The organism is Nocardioides sp. NPDC054178 (genome assembly GCF_055585005.1).
Genome location: NZ_JBVJKY010000008.1, coordinates 236,746 through 258,500 on the forward strand (window position 1 = coordinate 236,746; position 21,755 = coordinate 258,500).

Here is a 21,755-nt window from a genome sequence, read left to right on the forward strand (position 1 = left end):
GCCAGATGAAAAAGTCTGCACCGTGCCACAGGTCTCTCGAATTGCCATCGTCAACCGCGGCGAAGCCGCCATGCGTCTGATCCATGCCGTCCGCGACCTCAACGCGCGGGACACATCCGTGGGGATGATCCGCACCATCGCGCTGCACACCGACGTCGACGCCGGGGCGGCGTTCGTCCGCGAGGCCGACGAGGCCCATCTCCTCGGCGCGGCCGCGGATCGCCCCTACCTCGATCTCGCCGTCCTCGAGCAGGCGCTGATCGCCTCCGGCGCCGACGCCGCCTGGGTCGGCTGGGGCTTCGTCGCCGAGGACCCCGCCTTCGCCGAGCTCTGCGACCGGCTGGGGGTCACCTTCATCGGTCCCAGCGCAGAGGCGATGCGGAAGCTGGGCGACAAGATCGGCTCGAAGCTGATCGCCGAGGAGGTCGGTGTCCCGGTGGCTCCCTGGAGCCGCGGCGGGGTCGACACGCTCGAGGAGGCGCTCGCCAGCGCCGAGGAGATCGGCTACCCGCTGATGCTCAAGGCCACCGCGGGCGGTGGCGGTCGCGGGATCCGGAAGGTCACCTCCGGTGCCGAGCTCGCCGAGGCGTACCAGCGCACCCGGGACGAGGCGGAGCGGGCGTTCGGCAGCGGCGTCGTCTTCCTCGAGAAGCTGGTCACCGACGCCCGCCACGTCGAGGTCCAGGTGATCGCCGACGGTCAGGGCACCGCCTGGGCGATCGGCGTACGCGACTGCTCAGTCCAGCGGCGCAACCAGAAGGTCATCGAGGAGTCGTCCTCCCCGCTGCTGACCGACGACCAGGCCGCCGAGCTCAAGGCGTCCGCCGAGCGGCTCGCCACGGCGGTGGGCTACGCCGGGGCCGGCACCGTCGAGTTCCTCTACCACCCGGGGGAGAAGAGCTTCGCCTTCCTCGAGGTCAACACCCGCCTCCAGGTCGAGCACCCGATCACCGAGGTCGTGACCGGCACCGACCTGGTCGCGCTGCAGATCCAGGTCGCCTCCGGGGTGCCGCTCAGCGGCGGCCGGCCGAGCGAGCGGGGTCACGCGGTCGAGGCCCGGCTCAACGCCGAGGACCCGGACCGCGACTTCGCACCCGCTCCGGGGCGGATCAGCCGCCTCGAGTTCCCCGCCGGTCCCGGCATCCGGGTCGACACCGGCGTGGCCGAGGGCGACACCATCCCGGCCGACTTCGACTCGATGATCGCCAAGGTGATCGCCTGGGGCGCCGACCGCGAGCAGGCGCTGGCCCGGCTGCGCCGTGCGATGGGCGAGACCACCGTCATCATCGACGGCGGCGCGACCAACAAGAGCTTCATCCTCGACCTCCTCGACCAGCCCGAGGTCACCAGCGGCAGCCCGGCCTGGGCCGACACCGGCTGGATCGACCGGGTCCGCGGCGAGGGCCGCCTGCAGGCAGCCCGGCACGCCGGCATCGCGCTCGTCGCCGCCGCGATCGAGGGCTACGACGAGGCCGAGCGAGGCGAGATCGCCCGCATGCTCCAGACGGCGCAGGGCGGCCGCCCCCAGATCCAGCACGACCCGGCCCGCACCATCGAGCTCAAGCTCCGCGGGGCGACGTACGCCCTGACCGTGCGGCAGTCCGGACCCGCCCGCTACCAGGTCACCATCACCGCCGGCGGTGAGCGGCGCACCCTCACCGCCACCCTCGACCGGATCGACGAGGTGCACGGCCGGCTCACCGTCGACGGCCACCGCTACCGGCTGGTGACCGCCACCCACGGCCCCGTCCACCTGGTCGAGGTCGACGACGTGATGCACCGGGTCAGCCGCGACGAGGGTGGCATGCTGCGGTCGCCCGCGCCGGCGCTCGTCGTCGCCACCCCGCTCGCCGTCGGTGACGAGGTCGAAGCCGGTCACCCGGTGCTCGTGCTCGAGTCGATGAAGATGGAGACCGCCCTGACCGCGCCGTTCACCGGCCGGGTCAAGGAGCTCCTGGTCCGGGTCGGGAGCCAGGTCGAGACCGCGGCTCCGCTGCTGCGCCTCGAGCCGACCGGCGCTGCCGAGGGCGAGCAGGCGAGCACCGCCAGCCTGGCCGACCTCGACCTGCCCGCGCCCACCACCGAGCCCGGCCGCAGCAACGGCGCGCTCGCCGACCTGAGCAGCCTGCTGCTCGGCTACGACGTCGAGGAGGATCAGCGTCCGGCGCTGCTCGCCGCCCACCTGGCCTCCCGCTCCACCGGTGCGCCCGCCGACACCCTGCACACCGAGATGGACCTGCTGGCGCTGTTCACCGACTTCGCCGAGCTCAGCCGCAACCGCCCGGCCAGTGACGAGCCGTCCACCGAGCTGCGGGTGCACAGCTCGCGGGAGTACTTCCACACCTACCTGCGCAGCCTGGACCCCGACCGGGGCGCGCTCCCGGACCACTTCCGCGACAAGCTGCAGCGGGTACTCGCGCACTACGGGGTCACCGACCTCGAACGTACGCCGGAGCTCGAGCGCGCGGTGTTCCGCATCTTCCTCGCCCAGCAGCATCCCTCCGACGTCGACGTCGCCATCGGGGTGCTGCAGCGCTGGCTCGGTGACCCGCCGCCGGCGGCCGAGGACGCCGCCGCGGTCCGCGCGCTGCTCGAGCGGATCGTACGCGCCACCCAGCGCCGGTTCGCCGTGGTCGGCGACCTGGCCCGCTCGGTCCGGTTCGGCTGGTTCGACCAGCCGTTGGTCGATGACGAGCGCCGCGCGGTGCTGGAGGGCGTACCGGCCGAGGTCGCTGCGCTCACCGACCCGGACGCTCCCGACCGGGCCGCCCGCATCGACGCACTGGCCGCGGTCCCCGAGCCGCTGGTCGGCTTCCTGCGCGACCGGCTGGTCGACGGGCTTCCCGAGCGCGAGCCGCTGCTGGAGGTGTTGATCCGGCGCCACTACCGCGACTACCACCTGCACGACCTGACCGTCACCGGCGATCGCGGCGGACGTCCGGTGGCGCACGCCGAGTACGCCACCGACGAGAAGGGCGCGACCCGGGTGGTCTCCACCATCGGCGACGTGACCGAGCTCGCCGATCCCGACGGCCCGCTCGCCACCGCGATCACCTCGGCGATGACCACCGACCACGACGACGTCGTCGAGATCTACCTGCGCTGGACGGACGCGCCCGCCGATCCGGACCGCGCCTCGGCCGAGCTCGCCGCGATGCTCGCCGGGCAGAGTTTCGCCCGCCGTGCGCGCCGCGTCTCGGTCGCGGTGTGCCACCCCGCGCCGCAGCCGATCGACTACTTCACCTACCGCCACCACGCGGACGGCACCCCTCACATCCCGACGGCCGAGCTGGTCGAGGACACGCTGGTCCGGGGCATGCACCCGATGGTCGGTCGCCGGCTCAACCTGTGGCGCCTCAGCGAGTTCGAGGTCACCAGGCTCGCCGCGCCCGACGACGTCCTGCTCTACGAGTGCGTCGCCCGTGCCAACCCGGCCGACCGCCGGCTCGTCGCGGCCGCTCAGGCCCGCCAGCTCGCCGTGGTCCGCGACGAGGAAGGCCGCGTGATCGCGCTGCCGCACGTCGAGCGTGCCGTCGAGAACTGCCTCGAGGCGATCCGTCGCGTACGCACCGCCCGAGGCCGCGAGGGCACCAAGCTCGACGTCAACCACGTGTGGGTGACGGTGTGGCCGGTCGTCGAGGCGGATCTCGACCAGATCACCGCGCTCCAGAGCAAGATCACCCCGCTCAGCGAGGGCACGGGGATCGAGGAGGTGCTCGCCGAGGGTCGCGTGGCCTCGCCGGACGGCGGCGCGCCGAACCGGCTGGCGATCCGTTTCCACGCCCAGCCGGGCGCGGGCGTCGTGGCCGACGTCATCGAGCCGCCCACCGAGCCGCTCGCCCCGCTGGACGAGTACGCCGCCAAGGTGCTGCGCGCCCGGCGCCGCGGCCTCGTCTATCCCTACGAGCTCCAGCGCGCCCTGGCCGGGAGCGGCACGGTTCTCGAGCACGACCTCGACGACTCCGGCAAGCTCGTACCCGTCAACCGTGCCCCCGGGCTCAACAAGGCCGGCATCATCGTCGCCGTCGTGACCACCCCGAGCACGCTCTACCCCGAGGGCATCACCCGGGTCGTGCTCTGCGGTGACCCGCTCAAGTCGCTCGGTGCGCTCTCGGAACCCGAGTGCGCCCGGGTGATCGCGGCCATCGACCTCGCCGATCAGATGGGGGTCCCGGTCGAGTGGTTCGCGGTGTCGGCCGGTGCCCGGATCTCGATGGAGAGCGGCACCGAGAACATGGACTGGGTCGCCGCCGCGCTGCGTCGGATCGTCCAGTTCACCCAGGCCGGCGGCGAGATCAACATCGTCGTCGCCGGGATCAACGTCGGCGCCCAGCCCTACTGGAACGCCGAGGCGACGATGCTGATGCACACCAAGGGCATCCTCGTGATGACCCCGGACAGCGCGATGGTGCTCACCGGCAAGCAGTCGCTCGACTTCTCCGGCGGCGTGTCGGCCGAGGACAACCACGGCATCGGCGGCTACGACCGGGTGATGGGCCCGAACGGGCAGGCGCAGTATTGGGTGCCCGACCTGGCCGGTGCCTTCCGGGTGCTCATGGCGCACTACGAGCACACCTACGTGGTTCCCGGGGAGACCGGGCCGCGCCGCGCGCCGACGACCGACCCGATCGACCGCGACGTGTCGTCGTTCCCGCACGCGGGTGACTTCGCACGCGTCGGCGAGATCTTCTCGGCCGAGCACAACCCCGACCGCAAGCGGCCCTTCGACATCCGCACCGTGATGCGGGCGCTGGCCGACGCCGACCACGAGATGCTCGAGCGGTGGGCCGGCATGGCCGACGCCGACACCGCCGTGGTCGTCGACACCCGGATCGGCGGCTATCCGGTCAGCCTGGTCGGCATCGAGTCCAAGCCGGTGCCGCGCGCCGGCTTCCCTCCGACCGACGGTCCGGACACCTACACCGCGGGCACCCTGTTCCCGCGGTCGTCGAAGAAGGTCGCGCGGGCGATCAACGCGGCCTCGGGGAACCGGCCGCTGGTGGTGCTCGCCAACCTGTCCGGCTTCGACGGCTCCCCGGAGTCGATGCGCAACCTGCAGCTCGAGTACGGCGCCGAGATCGGCCGCGCGATCGTCAACTTCGAGGGCCCGATCGTCTTCTGCGTCATCTCCCGCTACCACGGCGGTGCGTTCGTGGTGTTCTCCAAGCACCTGAACCCGTCGATGACGGTGCTCGCCATCGAGGGCTCCTACGCCTCGGTGCTCGGTGGGGCACCTGCGGCGGCCGTCGTGTTCGCCGCGGAGGTCGCCAAGCGGGCGGCGGCGGACCCGCGGGTGGCCGCGCTCGAGGAGCGCATCGACCGCGCCGAGGACGGCGAGCGCGGCGCGCTCGTCGTCGAGCTCGCCGAGCTCCGTGCCCAGCTGCGGGCGGACAAGATCGCCGAGGTCGCGGCCGAGTTCGACGGCGTGCACGACATCCACCGCGCCGTGGAGGTCGGCTCGGTGGACGAGGTGATCGCGGCAAGCGACCTGCGGCCCAAGGTGGTCGAGGTCATCGAGCGGACGTTGGGCAACGGGTGACCGAGCGAGGTCACCACACCGCGGGCTAGGTCGCCGAGCGGGGGTCCAGGGAGGCGGTCGGCTCCCTGGACCGGCCTGCTCCGACCAGCACCTGGAGGACGACCAGCAGGCCGATCACCAGGGCCAAGCACCACCAGAACCGGTTCATCGAGACGTCGTTGCCCCAGAGCAGGACCACCCCGCCCAGCGCCACCACGACGACTCGCATCCAGGTCACGTTGGCGGCGACCCAGCGACCCGCTCTGCCTACGGTGGCGTCGCCCACGCCGCCGGCCAGGCCGGCGCCGAGGTTCTCGAGACTCCTGCCGGTGGTCGTGCGTGCGGCGGTGGCGTACCTGGTGGAGCTGGCGAACCAGCCGGCGAGCACGATCGCCAGACCGAGCCACAGGACCACCTGCTGGCCGCGCTCGAGATAGCTGAGCAGGGTGTCGAAGAAGATCCGGCTCGCCGGCCCGAAATCGGTGCCGGCGAGCGCGTTGACGAACAGCTGCTGCCCGATGGACAGGACCAGCGCCAGCAGCAGGGCGTTGGCGGCCACGACCGCCCCGATCCACACCGCCATCCGCGGGCGGCGGCGGGCCAGTACCAGGGCGGCCAGGAACAGGACCCCGACGACGGGAAGCAGCCACTGGGCCACCGGGTTCGAGAACGCGTAGATCGTGCGTACCTGCTTGAGCTGAGGGGCGTCCATCAGCACGATCTGACGGTCGGTCTCGGGGATGGGTACGTTCTCGACGATGGTCAGGCCCCGGTCGACGAGTCTCGCCTTGACCTGTTCGATGACCTCGTCGACGTCGAGCACGACCTCGTCGCCCTGGAGCGAGACGGCACCGGTGTCGTCGCCGTTCAGGAGCCGCTGGAGGGTCTGCTGGGCTCGGGTGTTGGCCCGGACCCAGATGTCGGCGAACTCGTCGGAGGCGATGAACGCGCGGACCTCGCGCTCGACCAGACTGTTGATGGCCGCGGCGAGGGGCGCCACCAGCCGCTCCAGGCGCGGCGCGTCATCGATCACGCCGGCGAACACGGTGTTGAGGATCGCCTCGATGTCGACCTGTTGCTGGATCGCGGCGGTGACCCGGGTCGCGATCACGTCCTGCACCTCGGGGGACTCCACCAGAGGGCCGACGGTCTCGACGTACCGCTCGGCGTCGTTCAAGGTGCGCTGGCCCCAGTAGGCCACCGCAGCCGGCGTCATCAACAGCCCCGCCAGCACCAGGCAGATCACCGCCGCGATCGAGCGCCCTCGTGAGGGTCGGTCGACGGTGGTGGTGACCGGGTCGTCGGGGGATTCTCGGAGCTCGCGTGTGATGGGCGCGTCGTTCGACATGGTGGTGGTCCTCTCGCCAGGTACCGTCGATCGCCCGTCAGCTCAGCTCGTCGTCGGCCAGATCCGCGGAGGCCTGCTCGATGCCGACTCCGATCGCCACCACGATGCGGCTGGTCGCCGCCGCGACCCGCGAGGTCCCGACGATGGGTGCGATCGCGGTGAGCACGCCGCGCACGTCCTCGACGTCGAGGCCGACCTCACCTGCGATCGCGAGGTTCAACGCGTAGGAGACGGCCGGAGCGTCGCTCGCCACGAGCGCAGCGAGGCGGACCAGGGCGATGGCTTGTACGTCGAGGCTTGATGCCTCCACGGAGGCGGTCGTCATGGTGGCGAGCAGGTCGAGGACAGGGGTGTCGGAAGCGGTCGTGTCGGACATGACACTCCTTCGGTGGTCGTGAGATGGCTTCGAGCGAGGCCGGGTCCCAGGCTTTCCGGCGGGCCCGCCCCGGACATCACCCGGAACGGACGAACTGCTGGCTGCGACGAGGAGCCCGCCGCGGCACCCGGGGTCCGTGGGCGCCGCGCGGGTCGTCCGGCCCGAGCCGGCCGTTCGGTCGCGGGGTCAGCGGGTGATGTCGCGACCGTGGGCGGTCAGTGCCCAGATGACGAAGACGTCGACCGCGATGATCAGCGCCGACCAGAACGGGTAGTAGGGGAGGAACGCGAAGTTGGCGAAGGCACTGAGCCCGGCCAGGATGACGCCGACGGTGCGACCCCAGACCATGCCGTTGAGCACCGCGAAGCCCGCGAACGCCACGAGCAGTCCGAGCAGCAGGTGGATCCAGCCCCAGCCGGTGAGGTCGAACTCCAGCAGGTAGTTGGGGGTCCTGGCGTAGAACTCGTTCTCGAAGAGTGCGACCAGGCCGGCGAAGGCCTGGAAGCTGCCGACCATGATCATCATCACGCCGGCGAACACGACGAAGCCGGTCGCCAGACCACTGGGCGGCGGTTCCTGCGCCTGCCAGGTGGTCCCATCCTCTTGTGGGGTCTGTTCGGTCATGACGGAACGCTCCTTGGATTGCCGCCGACCGCGAAGGGGTCGATATCGGGTCGGGAAGTGAACGGACGATCTCAATCTGGCCGCCGCGGCCCGTGGGCGAATCATTCTCATTGTGTGAAACCGAAGGGTCTCAGGACTGCCACGGTGGACGGGACTCCGTCGGTTCGAGACCCTGAGGGCGACTGCTCGAGCCCGGGGTCGAGGCGGTTGTGCCTACAAGTCATCCGTCAGGGGTGAGACGTCCGGCCGCTCGGATCCCTAGCGTGCACAAGGTGGACGGTGGCGAAGCGGCGCGAACGGCTGCTGAGCTCGACGAGGTTATGCTCGACGTCAAGCTCTCGGCTCCCGAACCGCCGCTCAGACTGGTGAGCAGGGCCCCTCTGATCGAGGCGGCCCGGAGCAGCGGTGCACTGTCGGTCGGCATCACCGCGCCGGCCGGCTACGGCAAGTCGACCCTGCTGGCGCAATGGGCACAGGCCGAGGACCGCCCGGTCGGCTGGGTGTCGCTGGACCGTCTCGACGACGATCCCGGCGCTCTCCTGGTGCTGCTCGCCTCGGCGTACGTGCGGGCGATACCGAGTCAGCAGAGCGTCGTCGCCGACGTGAGCGGTCCGGGCGTCTCGCCGCTGGGGCGCGCCGCACCGCGCCTGGCTGCTGCGCTCAGCCGAAGTCCGGAACCTTTCGTGCTGATGGTGGACGACCTGCACGAGCTGCGCTCCTCGGCCTGCCACGATGTGCTGAGCGTGATCGTCTCCGGTGTCCCGGCCGGCTCGCAGCTGGTGTCGGCGAGCCGGATCGAGCAGCCGCACCTGGCTCGGCTGCGCGCCTGCGGCGGGGTCCTGGACGTCCTGAGGTCCGACCTCGCGCTGGACGTGACGGGTGCCGAGCAGATCTTCGCTGCGGCGCACCTGCCGCTCACGCGTGACCAGGCGATGGTGGTGACCGAGCGGACGGAGGGGTGGGCGGCCGGCCTGCACCTGGTGGCGAGGATCGCTCGCGACACCAGGCAGGACGTATCGAGCATCTCCGGCGACGACCGCTACGTGGCCGACTACCTGTACCGGGAGTCGCTGCGCCAGCAGGACGAGGCGACGCAGCGGTTCCTGCGACGTACCGCTGTGCTCGACCGGCTCTGTGGGCCGCTGTGCGACGCGCTCTCGGGGGAGGCCGACGGTCAGGATCAGCTCCTCGCGCTGGAGGGATCCAACTCGTTCCTGCTGCCGCTCGACCGGCGCCGGGAGTGGTACCGCTACCACCCGCTGTACCGCGAGTTCCTGCTCGGGGAGCTGCGTCGGGTCGAGCCCGAGGTCGTCGCGAAGCTGCACCTGCGGGCCGCCGACTGGTTCGAGGCCAACGAGTCCGCGGCGATGGCCCTCGAGCACCTGCTGAACACGCCCGAACGTGACCGGTGCGTCCAGATCGCGACGCAGCTGGTGCTGCCCACCTACAGCGCCGGACAGCTGTCGACCGTGGAGCGGTGGCTGTCCGCGCTCGGCGACTCCGCCATCGAGCAGCACCCGCCCCTGGCCGTACTTGCGGCCTGGACGGGTGTCTGGGGCGGCGACCCGCTGAGGGCCCAACGCTGGGCTGCGGTGGCCGAGACCGCGGCGTATGACTGGGTGCCGATGGACGGCACCGCCTCTTTCGAGTCCGCGCGCGCCATGGTGCGGGCCGTCATGTGCCCGGCGGGACCCGCGGCGATGATGCGGGACGCCGACTTCGCCCTGGCCCAGGAACCGCCGTGGAGCCCGTGGCGCGACACGGCCCTGGCCGGTGCCGCGGAGGCGCAGCTGCTGATGGGCGACGTCGAGCGGGCCGCCGCCCTGTTCGCCGAGAGCTCCACCGTCGGAGCCGAGCTCGGCAAGACCGACACCGTCGTCAACGCCCAGGCCGAGCTCGCGCTGCTGGCGATGGAACACGGGAGCTGGGACGAGGCGGCGGAGAGGTTGGCCCACGCCCTCGCCGTCATCGAGGAACACCGGATGTACGACTACGCGGTGAGCGTCCTCGCGTTCGCGGCCGCTGCCCGGCTCGGGCTGCACGAAGGGGATCTCGCCGAGGTGGACCGGCAGCTGACCCGGGCCATGCGTGGGCGTCCCTCCTGCACGTACGTCCTGCCGTTCCTGGCCGTGCGTGGTCGCCTCCAGCTGGCCAGGGTGTTCTGGGCACGCGGCGACCCGACCTCCGCCCGGCACCTGCTGCGCGAGATCGACGACGTGCTGCAGCGCCGACCGGACCTCGGCGTGCTGGTCGACGAGGTCGCGGGCCTGCGCGCCAGGATCGACTCCACCGCACGCGTCACCGCGGGAAGCTCGCCCCTCAGCCCGGCCGAGCTGCGCCTGCTGCCCTACCTCCAGACCCATCTCACCATCGGCGAGATCGGCGAGCGGCTGTTCGTCTCCCGCAACACCGTCAGCTCCCAGGTCGCCTCGATCTACCGAAAGCTGGGCGTCTCCTCGCGCAGCGATGCGGTCCGGCAGGTGATCTCCATCGGGCTCCTCGGCTCCTAGGGGGTCAGGAGCCCTTGTCGCGGAACACGTCGGAGAGCGGGTCGGCCTCGAAGTAGGCGGTCTTGATCTTCAGCCACTCGCCGCTGAGGACCATCTCCTTCAGGACTTCGTCGATCTGTTCCTTGCGCTGGTCGCCGGAGCGGATCACGAACCCGATCGGGGCGTCGTCGACCTCGTAGACGATCGGCTCTTCCAGGGCGATGGGTGCGCTCTTGATGATCGACTGTGCGTACGGTGCGCCATGAAACATCGCGTCCACTGCGCCTCGCCCGATCAGCTCGACGGCAGCGCCCACGGTCGGGGCCCTGACGATCTCGACGTCGTGGTACTTCTCTTCGAGGTAGGCCGCCTGGATGGCACCGTCGACGACCGCGATCCTCTTCCCGTCGATGTCACGGCGCGTCCGGATGGTCGATCCCTCGGGGGTGAGGAAGGCAACGTACGTCGAGAAGTACGGCGCGCTGAAGTCGAACTCCCGCTCGAGCTCTGACGTCTTCGTGACCTCGGCTCCGATCATGTCGATCTTGCCCGCTCGCAGGGCCGGGAAGAGCTCGTTGAAGTCCATCGGTACGAACGCAGCCTCGACGCCCATGCCGTCGGCAACGCTGCGCGCCATCTCGTAGTCGAAGCCCCTGGTCGCGCCATCGCTCTGGTAGTAGACCGGTTCGCTGCTCTCGACACCGATCCGAAGGGTGCTGCCGCCGACCGCGGCGCTCGCCTTGCCGGTGGCGGATGGTGCGGGGTGCGAGAAGTGTCCGCTGAAGGCGATTGCTCCCAGGAGGGCCACTGCGCCGGCGACGACCAACTTGATCTGATTCATGTGGGGGTCCTGTTGCTGGGGGCGGTGGCACCTGGCTTGGCTGGCCTACGGGCCCGAGCGGTGAGGCACGCTCCAGACAACAGGACCCGACCGTCATGTGGAGCATGGCTCGACGAACACGGCGCTAACGAGTGATGAACCCCTGCTGCCGCAGCGGCCGGCTCCGCAGTCGTGTCACGTGCTCGTGGCGGCCGACCTCGGTCAGGCGGCTGTCGCGGCGTCGAGCGTCGACCTGGATAGCCCATTGGCCGTCGTTGAGCGCCTTCGAAATGAGTGCCAGGGAGAGGTCGCCGAGCAGGTCATAGAGTTCGCCGGGTCGTCGATCCGATGACTGCTGTGGGCAAGCTGGCGCAGGCTCTCCCGTGCTTGGCTGTGTGAATGCTCGAGTCGCTGGTTGTCACCTTCCGCCTCCGTAATGATGCGGCGGCCATCTGGAAGGTGCATTCCGGCATCCGTGGTCGCGCCACGCAGCGTCGGAGTTCACACGAGTTCGTGCGACTCCAGCGCTGTTCGCGGTGTCCTCAGCCGATCAGGTGCGTTGCCTGCTGACCCGCGCTGAAGATTGCATCCTGCTCGCCTTCGATCCGCGCGTCCAACACATGCTCGCGGTCTAGAGCATTGTCCCAGGTCGGAGGCTGACCAGCCGAAGAGTGCCGAAACTCTTGGAGACGTCCTCGATCCGCCCAACAGTGCAGAGGGTCAGGGGTTCGAGTCCCCTCACCTCCACCGAAACACCTGATCAGGGCCATGTTCTGAACCTTCATAGAAGGTCAAGAACATGGCTCGATCGCATTTATGTCGCATTTTTGGTTCCGGTTTCGGAACCTCTCGCGGTCGTCTTGGCCTGGCTCGGAGGGCTTCGTCTCCAGGTGTGGCATGGGACATCACCGTCAACGGGACGCGAAGTATCGCCGCGATGACGACTGCCTCATCGAGTTCGACCTCGCGCTTGCCTGCCTCGATGTCCGCGACCCATCTCGGTCTCGAACGCTGACGCGAGTTGCACAGAGACCTTCTTGGCCAACTCCTGACGGCTCAAATCCACTGCGCTCGTGTTCCTCACGCGTGCGGTGAGCAAACGTACGGCTCAATCTGGAAGGTATGGCGTGGCCCCGATCGTTCGCCTCGATTCGAATGATAGGCCCGGCCGGCCGGTCAGTTGTCAGGAGGAGGTTCAAACAGGTGGCCGAGCACGAGCATCTGGGTACGGCTCGCGGCTAGGGACGCGGCAACGTCACGCATGGCTTTCGCCATCACATTGCAGATGTCACGTGGCGCGAAAGTCGAGCCTTGTTCGGCAAGGCGAAGGTGATGCGCTGTCCCCCTTGTAACCGTAGGCAAGGCGGGTGATGCGCCACCTCACTTCACTCTAATGGTGGCCCGTGTTCCTGGAGGCCGTCCCCGCCGCGACGGTCGTCGATACCTCGACCAGGTCGGACCCGCAATCTCAGGTTCTCCTGAAACTGTCGGTCGAGGCCGTCAGTATGTGAGTACGCAGGGGAGGTGGGGAGTAGTGCGCAACCCGGATGAGCTGGTTCGCGAACATGAAGCGCTGGCGCGTGTTCTTGACGACCACGCTGCGGTGAGTCTGCTCCAAATGGATTCGGCCGATGTTCTGATCACTGTCCTGGCTAACACCTTCTCGACGGAGCGCGACTCAATTCCCGCGGAAGTCTTTGAAGCCGAGGTCGAGTCAGTCCTCAGGACACTGCACGCTCGCGGCTATGCGACTCCGAAGGTTCGCGAGGTGCAAGGTGATGGGCGCCGAGTCCCGGACCTCTGTCGCGACTGGGTGAATGCCGATTGGCTATGGCGCACCGAAGGTGATGACGGAGCAGTCGTCTATACGCGTACGGCCGAAACTCATGAGGCAATCGCCTTCTTGGAGCGCCTCGGTGACTCCCGTCGCGGAACTGCGGCTGCGGCAGTGGGCGAACTCGTCGCGAGCTTCGAGCGGATGTCAGCTCGAGTCACGGGGGATACTGAGCGCCAGCTGGAGCAGATCCAGCATGAGCGTGAGCGTCTTGATGCTCGCGAAGCACTCCTGCTGGCCGGGGAGGCAGGCGGGGTCAGTGTCGACGAGTTCGAGCGTTGGTATGACGAAGCGCTGAACAACCAGCAGCGGATCTCGTTGGCACTCCGGTGGATGGCTCAGGAGCTTCCACGTGCCCGCCGCGCGCTCATCGAGAAGGTCGCAGACGACGACCTCGATGGGATCACGCACATCACCGCCTATGCCGAAGCATGGGAAGATGTCACCGACACTCCTCAGGGCCGCGCGACGAAGGAAGCGTTGTCCGTGCTTTCGGACTCGAACCAACGTCAGACGTTGAGCCTGAACGTTGCGGCGATCGCGGAGAGTGACGTCGGGCAGCTTCTGAACGACCGTGAGAAACGCAGTCTCTCTGATGTCTCGGTGGCGCTATACACGCAGATACAACCGTTGATCGATGTCTTCAACTCCAACCTCGACGAGGTGACGTACGCCTTCAAGCGCCGTGCGATCTCATCGACGGACCGGTCGGCGTGGATGAACGCTCTGCGGGACGCCGTCGCCGCTCTGCGGGATGCGGAGGGTCGAAACATTCCTCTTGGTGCGCTCCCATTCCCTGTCCGGGCCGAGATGGGACAACCGCCTGCGTCGTTCAAGGTTCGCGAACCCGCGGCGGAACCGCCATCGCTGGATGAGATGGACACCTCGACCGCACTGCCACCAGACCCCGAACTCCTCGCCCGCTGGGCTGGACCGCACAGGACAGAGGTTGCCGAACACATTGCCGCGACGCTGGCCGCACTCGAGCCGGGTGAGGCGATGTCGCTCAGCGAGCTCTGGGGCCTCTCGCCAGAGAGCCTTCGACGTGCTGTGGAGCTTGTTCCCTACGTCGAGCACGCTCACGCCGTCGCCGATGTCGGCGAGAGCGGCTACCAACCCGGATCGGGTGAGGTGATCGAGACCCTTGCACCGGACGGCAACCTCGTTCGGTACCAGATCGCCCGCATCATCTATCGCAGACCGATCATCGAGGCGCCCTGATGGATCCTTTGTTTGGCGGCGATGTCGTCGACACCGGCACCGAGCCCGCCGAAATCCGCGAAGTGCTCACGCTCTTGTTCAGGGAGCCTTTCTTCGACGGCAACCAGAAGCCACGCCAATGGCAGGTTCTCTTGGAGAACGAGGCACACATCCGGTCGCGAATGCATGACTTCTACGTGGAGCTGATCATCAACACCGGGCACCGGGTGGCGATGCGACAACAGGTCCACGCCGAGCAGGAGTACCGGAAGTTGATGCCCCAGCGAGTCATGAGCCGTGAGCTGGCGATGGCGGTCTTGGTGGTCATCGACCGCTTCCAGCGTGCCGCTGTTGCGAATGCTCCGACCGCGACCGTGACACGGCGCGAGTTCGCCGAGGCGTTCGACCAGATGTGGGGCGCGGGAGAGAAGAACCGCGCCGCGCGCGAGCGTAACGCGGAAGCCGCGCTCAAACGCCTCTATGAAGCCAACCTCATTGCCGGCACCAGCCCTGCGAACGGCGGCGACAGCTGGACGGTGTCGCCTGCTGTGCCGGTCATTTACGGCCCGGACGTTCTGGACAGCATGACTCGTGCGCTTCGGCGCGATGAAGGCGACCTCGACGACGCCGAGATCGAGGAGGCGGAGTGACCGACGTGTCGCGGCCCGCCGGCCAGTGGTACCTGGCCACCGCCCAGGTCTTCAACTGGGGACCGTTCAACGGCTATCACCGCCTCGATCCGGCGGGTGTCGGTGAAGCGACGCTGATCTCAGGTAGCAGTGGCACTGGCAAGTCGTCGTATCTCGACGCCACGACCGCGCTGCTTCACCCCGGCAAGGTCTTCAACAAGGCATCGAGCGGAGGCGGGAAGGCCCGTTCGATCTCGACCTATATCCGAGGCGTGTGGGACAAGGAGGAGACTCTGGCCGGTACCCGCGTCTTCGCACTGCGCGACAAGCAGGCCACCTGGTCGGCGATTGCCCACACATGGGCGAACCTCGACGGCGAGGTGGTCACGATCTTCTCTGCCTATTTCATGAACACCGACGATGAGAAGCCGACCCGGGAAGCACATGGGCGGATCGAAGGCTTCTTCGACGTCCGTCGCTTGGACCCGTTCACCCGGCCGCCGCACACGCCTTTGAACGGCAGGAGCCTCAGGTCAGCGTTCCCGACCATGTTCCTGGCCACCTCTCGTACGGCGAACCTGGTCTGGCTCTTCGAGAAGCTCGAACTGGCCAGCAACGGCGCCAACCTCATGGACGTCCTTTACCGGATCCAGGCCAGCCAGGAGATCGAAGGAGTCGACTGGCTCTTCACGAACCTCGTGCTCGAGGAACCGACTGCACTGCTCGAAGCAGTGGGGGTGGCACGTGAGTTCTGGGGCAAGGTCCGTGACGCCCGGCGCGAGCTGTACGACCGAGAACGGAAGGCGGAGATCCTCAACAACCTGCCGACGTTCCATGACTCCTACGTGGCCAACCGTGATTCAGACGCGTTCTACAACTCGCTTCGCTACGGCGACGGGCGTACGCCCGCCGACACACCGTTCTGGCGGTGGGTACGTGAGCGGGAGTTCGCCATCCTCGACGAGCTTGAACCACGTGTTGCCCAAGAAGCGCGTGATGCCGCTGCAGCGGTCGCGAATCTCCGGATCGAGAAGGGCCTAGCCGAGGAAGCGGCCTTCCAAGCGCAGAGCCGCTACCGCAATGCAGGTGGTGACCGAGCTGCACAGCTGGAGAACGACATCCGCTCAGCGGAGATGCGCGTGAGCGATGCACGCAGCGATCGCGCTTTGCTCGCAGAACGGGTTGGCGGCCACCTTAGCGTCCCCAGAACACGGGATGATGTCGACGTGCAGCGTACTGAGTCCGTGGCGTTTCTCGGTGACGTCGACCGCCACCTCGCCGATCTCAAGGATCCGCTGGAAAGGGCAAATCGTGCCCAGTACGCGGCCGAGGAGAAACTTGCGAAGCTACGCAAGGAGCAGGCCTACTACGCACCTCGGCGCGACTTGATCCCGAAGTCGCACGCCGATCGCCGCGACGAATGGGCGGCCCTGACCGACATCCCGGCGTCGGAGCTGAAGTTCGTGGGCGAGCTGATGGATGTTTTGCCTGAGCGCGAGGAGTGGCGAGACGCTCTCGAAGGCGCCGTCGGTTCGTGGGCGCTCACGCTGCTTGTGCCAGAGGGACACATCAAGGAGTTCCGACGCAAGGTCAACCACATCAAGACCCCGCCGATCATTCATTCGCAGGCCGTGCCCGACGTTGCGCTCACCGAGAGCGATGCACCAGCGAACCAGATCGCGGGCCGCGTCTACTACGCCCAACACCGCTACTCCGCGTGGCTGTCCCGCGAGGTGGCGCGGCGCTTCACTCATGAGTGCGTCGAGGACGGCGAGGGACTGAACCGGCTTCCCGATGGTGTTTACGGCGTATCCAAGAGCGGCCAGGTCCGAGGCCCGAATGGTACGGGCAAGCATGGCGGCGCTGGACGCCGGAACATCGGCTTCTCGCCAGACCGGCTGCTCGCGGAACTTGCCGTGAAGATCGAGGAGGCCGACTCGGAAGCAACCAAGGCGAGCGAGGAAGCTCAGGAACTGAAGCAGACTCAACTCGACCTGACCCAGGCACGCGATGCGCACAACCACTTCATCGACGCCCTACGCGACTGGCACCGCTACGACTTGGTCGGCGCCGAGAGGCACCTGGCTTCGCTCCGGTCCGAGAAGGCCGCAATGGCTGGCAACGACGTGCTCGAGGTGCTTCGAAAGGTGGCCGACGATCGCAAGGCTGACGCCGACGCTGCGGCCGGGCGGTACTTCGCGGCCGAGGGCACCGCCGAGAGTGCCTTGAGGGTGAGGAACGAGGTTATCGAGGACAAGGAGCTCACCGAGCGTGCCCTCGACATGCTTCGCGGGCGCGGTGTCGACCTGCCGGACATGGATCGAATGGAGCGCGAAGCCTCCAACGCGTTCGGCGTCGACCAGCTCTCCCGCGACCACCTGCGATCGGGAGCCATCGTCCGGCTTGCCGACTATCTGCGTAAGGCCCAGTCCGGAGCCGCCGGCCAGAAGGGTGTTGCTCTGCGCAACATCCGCGACGTCATGATCGCATTCAACCGCGAGTACTCCGATGTCGCTCCCGTCGGCGTCTCGCTCGACAACCCGGACCCGGTGGCCGACTACAACGGCTATTCACGCATTCGTAGCCAGCAGACCACCGATGGCCTTGCACAGGCGAAGGAGCAGTTCGCCCAGCAGGTCATGGAGTTCACCAACGTGAACGTCGGCGGGATCGCAGACAGCTATGAGTCGCAGCGGCGCTTGATCCATGCCCGTATCGGCGCAATCAACAAGCTGCTCGCACCGGAACCCTTCGGCGGCGACAGCACCCTGTCGATCCAGATCCTCCGGGATGAGAAGCCGATCGAAACCAAGGATTTCCTGGCTCAGCTCGGCTCGCTCGGCGCCCACTCGACCAAGGGCATCACCTATGAGGCCGCCCTCGAGAGGTTCCCCGCGTTCGACGCCGCGATGGAGAAGGTCTCGACGGATGCGCAGGTGTCGGCGCTGTTCGACGTGCGCCGGCACATGACGATCCAGGCACGTGCCGAGCACCAGAACGGCAGCGTGACCACCTACAACCACTTCAGCGGCGAGAAGTCCGGTGGTGAGACCCAGGAGCTGACCGCGTTCGTCTTGGCCGCCGCGGTTCGCTATCACGTCGGCACCGAAGGCGTCACCCGTCCGAAGTTCGCCACCGTGTTCTTGGACGAGGCACTCATCAAAGCCGACGACCAGTTCACCGAACGAGCCATCAACGTGTGGCTGCGGTTCGGCTTCCAGCCGATCATCGCCGCCCCCGTCGGCAAGTTCGAGGCAGCCACCAGCGCGACCTCGGTGATCTACATGGTGTCAAAAGACGACCGCCATCGATCGCGGATCGACTTTGCTCGCAAGATCGCCGGAACCAAGCAGTGAAGACCCCCGATCAGGCTCGCGATGCCGTACGCAAATGGCTCGGCACACACCTGCCCGCCGCCGTCGCAGGAGCCGAACCGGATCAGTGGACGACGGGACGGTCGGTGTCTCTGCTGGGGGAGGCCAGAAGATCCACGCTTCAGGCGAACTGGCCGACCTATCAAGCCTGGGCGCGAGACTGGTTTACCAAGCGCCTCCCCGAGGGCGTGACGCTCCGTGAGGTGCTGCGACAGGTCGGTCCAAGCGAGCAACCGATCCCTTCACACCTCGAGTTCTCGGACATCGACGCGATGTGTGCCTACGCGGGCCGCGCGGCTGAACTCATGCAGATGCGGTCCCGCTGGGCTTCGATCGAGTCTCGGTTTCCCGGAGCACCGGACCCGGCCGGCGCCCTTCGGCGAACGCGAACATGGTCAGATGTCGACTTCGCCACCTTGATGAATACCGCCCAGTGGTTTGCTGATAACCCCGAGGGCTGGCACAATCTCACCCCGCGCCAAGTGCCTGTCCCTGGCCTCCAGAGCAAATGGCTCAATGCGGCGTCGAGGGTCAAGGAGATCTCCGGGCTCACCGGTATTGGTCCGATCGAGATGCTAGGGCGTCCGCCGACCATCCGATTCACCTACTGCGACCCTGCCCACCTCGCTGCCAAGGGCCGCCGGCACGACACCTGGGTCCGCGGTGACCTCACGAGCTTGGCGTACGCTCCGAGGACCGTAGTCATCGTCGAGAATCAAGACACCTACTTCTACTTTCCCGAGCGTCCGGGTCTCATCGTCGTTTGGGGCGTCGGTGACATGGCGCCCACCCGACTTGCCGAGTGTGACTGGATTGCCAGCGCAGAAGATGTCGTCTACTGGGGTGACATTGATGCCGACGGCTATCGCATCCTCGATGCGCTGCGTACGCGAATCCCGCAGACCCGGTCGATCCTCATGAACATCGACACGTACGAAGAATACGAGAGGTTCGGCACCAACCTCGACCGCAACGGCCGGCCAATCAAGGCCGGCCTCAAGTGGGATCCGGTTTCGTTGACCAACGCCGAAATCGACGTGCTGCGTCTGATCACCCGGAAAGAGCACGCTATGCACCGACGTGTAGAGCAGGAGCGTATCCCGCTCCCAGTGGCACTGCCGAACCTCTAATGCAGATGCTGGGTGCCGCCCATGGGGCAACGAGCTTCGGCGGCACTGAGGGTGGCGTGCACGGCATGACCTTCCTAGGCGCAACGCGATGCTGCCCGCCGAGTGTGCCCCGTGCCTTGACAACAGATCACTCCTTGCCGCGAACGAATGCCGATCTAGCGTCGCCGCGCGCATTCCTGTCCCGAACTCCTGTCCTGGGACAGGTTTGCATCACTTGTTCACGTGCGTGCAAGGCTGGGGGAGTGGCCAACCGACTCGCCTCCGCGACCTCGCCCTACCTGCTTCAGCACGCTCTGAACCCGGTGGACTGGTGGGAGTGGGGGCCGGACGCGTTCGACGAGGCGAGGCTGCGGGAGATTCCGGTCCTGTTGAGCGTCGGGTATGCCGCGTGCCACTGGTGTCACGTGATGGCGCACGAGTCGTTCGAGGACGCGGCGACCGCGGCGTACATGAACGAGCACTTCGTCAACATCAAGGTCGATCGAGAGGAGCGGCCGGACGTCGACGCGGTCTACATGGCGGCGACGACGGCGATGACGGGGTCGGGCGGGTGGCCGATGACGGTGGTGCTCGACCACGACGGCAACCCGTTCTTCGCCGGCACCTACTTCCCGGACATGCCACGGCACGGGCAGCCGGCGTTCACGCAGGTGCTGCAGGCGCTCTCGGAGGCGTGGACGCAGCGGCGCTCGGAGATCGGGGCGGTGGCTGAGAACGTACGTCAGCACCTGGCCAACATATCCGGGACGTCCGGGGCCGCGGGCGACTGGCGGGTCGACGTCGATGCGGCGGTCGAGACGCTGGCGGGGGAGTTCGACCCGATGGCGGGCGGGTTCGGGGGTGCCCCGAAGTTCCCGCCGTCGATGGTGCTGGAGTTCCTCCGGCGTACTGCCGTCTCGGCGTCAGAAACTGACTCTTCGGCGTCAGAAACCGACCTCTCGCGGAGGGCTTCGCACATGCTCTCGCGCACCGTCGCCGCTATGGGCGGCGGGGGGATCTATGACCAGATCGGTGGCGGGTTCGCCCGCTACGCCGTCGACCGCGGCTGGGTCGTCCCGCACTTCGAGAAGATGCTCTACGACAACGCCCAGCTGATCGGGCTCTACGCCCGCCTAGGCACCGAGCTCGGCGACCGCGTCGCGCGGGAGAGCGCCGACTGGATGATCCGCGAGCTCGGCACCGCCGAGGGCGGGTTCGCCTCGGCGCTCGACGCCGACAGCGAGGGGGTCGAGGGGAAGTTCTACGTCTGGACCCCGGCCGAGCTCGTCGACGTCCTCGGCCCCGAGGACGGGGCCTGGGCCGCGGAGGTCTTCGAGGTGACCGAGGCCGGCACCTTCGAGGAAGGTGCCTCGACCCTGCAGCTGCGGCACCGGCCCGAGGACACCGAACGGCTCGAGTCGGTCAAGGCGCGGCTCCTGGCGGCGCGTGCGGACCGGGTCCGCCCGGCGCGCGACGACAAGGTCGTCGCGGCCTGGAACGGGCTCGCGATCAGCGGGCTGGTCGACGCGGGGCTGCTGTTGGGGGAGCCGCGCTGCGTGGACGCGGCGGTCGCCTCGGCCGAGTTGCTGTGGCAAGTGCACCGAGCCGACGGTTCGTCTAGGTATGCAGCCGAACCGTCGCTTCCCGCGCGGAGCTCCACCGGGGAAGTGTCGGTTGACCTGCATACCTCGATGAACCGCCACCCCGTCCGCCTCCTCCGCGTCAGCCGCGACGGCGTGGCCGGCGCCCACGCGGGGGTGCTGGAGGACTACGGCTGCGTCGCATCGGGGTTCCTGAGTCTGACCCAGGCGACCGGCGACGCGACGTGGCTGGTCCGGGCGACGAGCCTGCTCGACACCGCCCTGACCCACTTCCGCGCGGACGACGGCGGCTTCTACGACACCGCCGACGACGCGGAGGCGCTCGTCACCCGGCCGCGGGACACCTCCGACAACGCCAGTCCCAGCGGCACCAGCGCGATGGTGCACGCGCTCGTCACCGCCCACGCGCTCACCGGGGAGGGCCGCTACCGCACGGCCGCCGAGGAGGCGCTGGCTGCCACGAGCACCCTGATGACCAAGGCGCCGCGGTTCGCCGGCTGGTCGCTGGCGGCCGCGGTGACGATGGCCGACGGGCCGCTCGAGATCGCGGTCGTCGGACCGCCGGGGCCCGGCCGCGACGCCCTGGAGGCCGCGGCTCGGCGCAAGCCGGGTGCGGTGGTGGTCGTCGCCGACGAGGCCCGCGACGACATCCCGCTGCTGAGCAGCCGCACTCCCGTGGACGGGAAGGCGGCGGCGTACGTCTGTCGGGGGTTCGTCTGCGAACGCCCGGTCACCACGGTGGAGGCGCTGTCCTGAGCTTGTCGAAGTGACTGGCGAAGACCCATACCTGATCAGGGGGAACTATGTGGTGATCCCCTATGTCGGCGTGCGCG

The 21,755-nt window shown here is 68.2% G+C and carries 11 protein-coding genes; 7 read left to right on the forward strand and 4 right to left on the reverse strand.

Annotated features, from left to right (window positions below):
- Positions 1 to 22: 22 nt before the first annotated feature.
- Entirely contained in the window at positions 23 to 5,539 is a 5,517-nt protein-coding gene (locus tag ACZ6WN_RS25275) for an ATP-binding protein (protein WP_465868650.1), read from the forward strand.
- A 25-nt stretch (positions 5,540 to 5,564) separates the two neighbouring features.
- On the opposite strand, the gene ACZ6WN_RS25280 is transcribed toward ACZ6WN_RS25275, so the two are convergent.
- From ACZ6WN_RS25280 to ACZ6WN_RS25290, 3 genes are all read right to left on the reverse strand, one after another.
- The gene (locus ACZ6WN_RS25280) at positions 5,565 to 6,866 is read right to left on the reverse strand and encodes a hypothetical protein (protein ID WP_465868652.1); all 1,302 of its coding nucleotides are present in this window, start codon (positions 6,864 to 6,866) and stop codon (positions 5,565 to 5,567) included.
- 37 nt (positions 6,867 to 6,903) lie between these two features.
- Positions 6,904 to 7,242, reverse strand: coding sequence for a carboxymuconolactone decarboxylase family protein (locus ACZ6WN_RS25285; protein ID WP_465868653.1), 339 nt, complete (start codon positions 7,240 to 7,242; stop codon positions 6,904 to 6,906).
- A gap of 186 nt (positions 7,243 to 7,428) precedes the next feature.
- Complete coding sequence (locus tag ACZ6WN_RS25290) at positions 7,429 to 7,866, reverse strand: DUF7144 family membrane protein (RefSeq protein ID WP_465868655.1); 438 nt, start codon at positions 7,864 to 7,866, stop codon at positions 7,429 to 7,431.
- Between the two features lie 365 nt (positions 7,867 to 8,231).
- Between ACZ6WN_RS25290 and ACZ6WN_RS25295 the strand changes: the two genes are divergently transcribed.
- Complete coding sequence (locus ACZ6WN_RS25295) at positions 8,232 to 10,376, forward strand: winged helix-turn-helix domain-containing protein (RefSeq protein ID WP_465868657.1); 2,145 nt, start codon at positions 8,232 to 8,234, stop codon at positions 10,374 to 10,376.
- Positions 10,377 to 10,380: 4 nt separating this feature from the next.
- Here the strand turns inward: ACZ6WN_RS25295 and ACZ6WN_RS25300 are convergent, their stop codons facing one another.
- Positions 10,381 to 11,196, reverse strand: coding sequence for a substrate-binding periplasmic protein (locus tag ACZ6WN_RS25300; RefSeq protein ID WP_465868659.1), 816 nt, complete (start codon positions 11,194 to 11,196; stop codon positions 10,381 to 10,383).
- Between the two features lie 1,513 nt (positions 11,197 to 12,709).
- On the opposite strand from ACZ6WN_RS25300, the gene ACZ6WN_RS25305 reads away from it, so the two are divergent.
- The 5 genes from ACZ6WN_RS25305 to ACZ6WN_RS25325 all read left to right on the forward strand — a co-directional run bounded on the left by ACZ6WN_RS25305 (position 12,710) and on the right by ACZ6WN_RS25325 (position 21,678).
- On the forward strand, positions 12,710 to 14,230 hold the full coding sequence (locus ACZ6WN_RS25305) for a DUF3375 family protein (protein WP_465868660.1): 1,521 nt from the start codon (positions 12,710 to 12,712) through the stop codon (positions 14,228 to 14,230).
- Positions 14,230 to 14,859 carry a DUF4194 domain-containing protein gene (locus ACZ6WN_RS25310; RefSeq protein ID WP_465868662.1) on the forward strand — a complete coding sequence of 210 codons (630 nt, stop codon included), beginning with the start codon at positions 14,230 to 14,232 and terminating at the stop codon, positions 14,857 to 14,859. The genes ACZ6WN_RS25305 and ACZ6WN_RS25310 overlap by 1 nt, the downstream gene beginning before the upstream one ends.
- Positions 14,856 to 18,194 (forward strand): ATP-binding protein, encoded by a 3,339-nt coding sequence (locus ACZ6WN_RS25315; RefSeq protein WP_465868664.1) that lies wholly within the window; start codon positions 14,856 to 14,858, stop codon positions 18,192 to 18,194. Before ACZ6WN_RS25310 ends, ACZ6WN_RS25315 begins: the two co-directional genes overlap by 4 nt.
- A complete protein-coding gene (locus ACZ6WN_RS25320; protein WP_465868665.1) occupies positions 18,191 to 19,342 on the forward strand; it encodes a Wadjet anti-phage system protein JetD domain-containing protein in 1,152 nt (383 codons plus the stop codon). Before ACZ6WN_RS25315 ends, ACZ6WN_RS25320 begins: the two co-directional genes overlap by 4 nt.
- 242 nt (positions 19,343 to 19,584) lie before the next feature.
- The gene (locus tag ACZ6WN_RS25325) at positions 19,585 to 21,678 is read left to right on the forward strand and encodes a thioredoxin domain-containing protein (protein WP_465868667.1); all 2,094 of its coding nucleotides are present in this window, start codon (positions 19,585 to 19,587) and stop codon (positions 21,676 to 21,678) included.
- Positions 21,679 to 21,755 lie beyond the last annotated feature (77 nt).

Bases quoted from the DNA above. Each gene is read 5' to 3' on its own strand.
- ACZ6WN_RS25290 (WP_465868655.1), bottom strand. From the start codon at position 7,866: ATGACCGAACAGACCCCACAAGAGGATGGGACCACCTGGCAGGCGCAG.
- ACZ6WN_RS25310 (WP_465868662.1), top strand. From the start codon at position 14,230: ATGGATCCTTTGTTTGGCGGCGATGTCGTCGACACCGGCACCGAGCCC.
- ACZ6WN_RS25285 (WP_465868653.1), bottom strand. From the start codon at position 7,242: ATGTCCGACACGACCGCTTCCGACACCCCTGTCCTCGACCTGCTCGCC.
- ACZ6WN_RS25280 (WP_465868652.1), bottom strand. From the start codon at position 6,866: ATGTCGAACGACGCGCCCATCACACGCGAGCTCCGAGAATCCCCCGAC.
- ACZ6WN_RS25300 (WP_465868659.1), bottom strand. From the start codon at position 11,196: ATGAATCAGATCAAGTTGGTCGTCGCCGGCGCAGTGGCCCTCCTGGGA.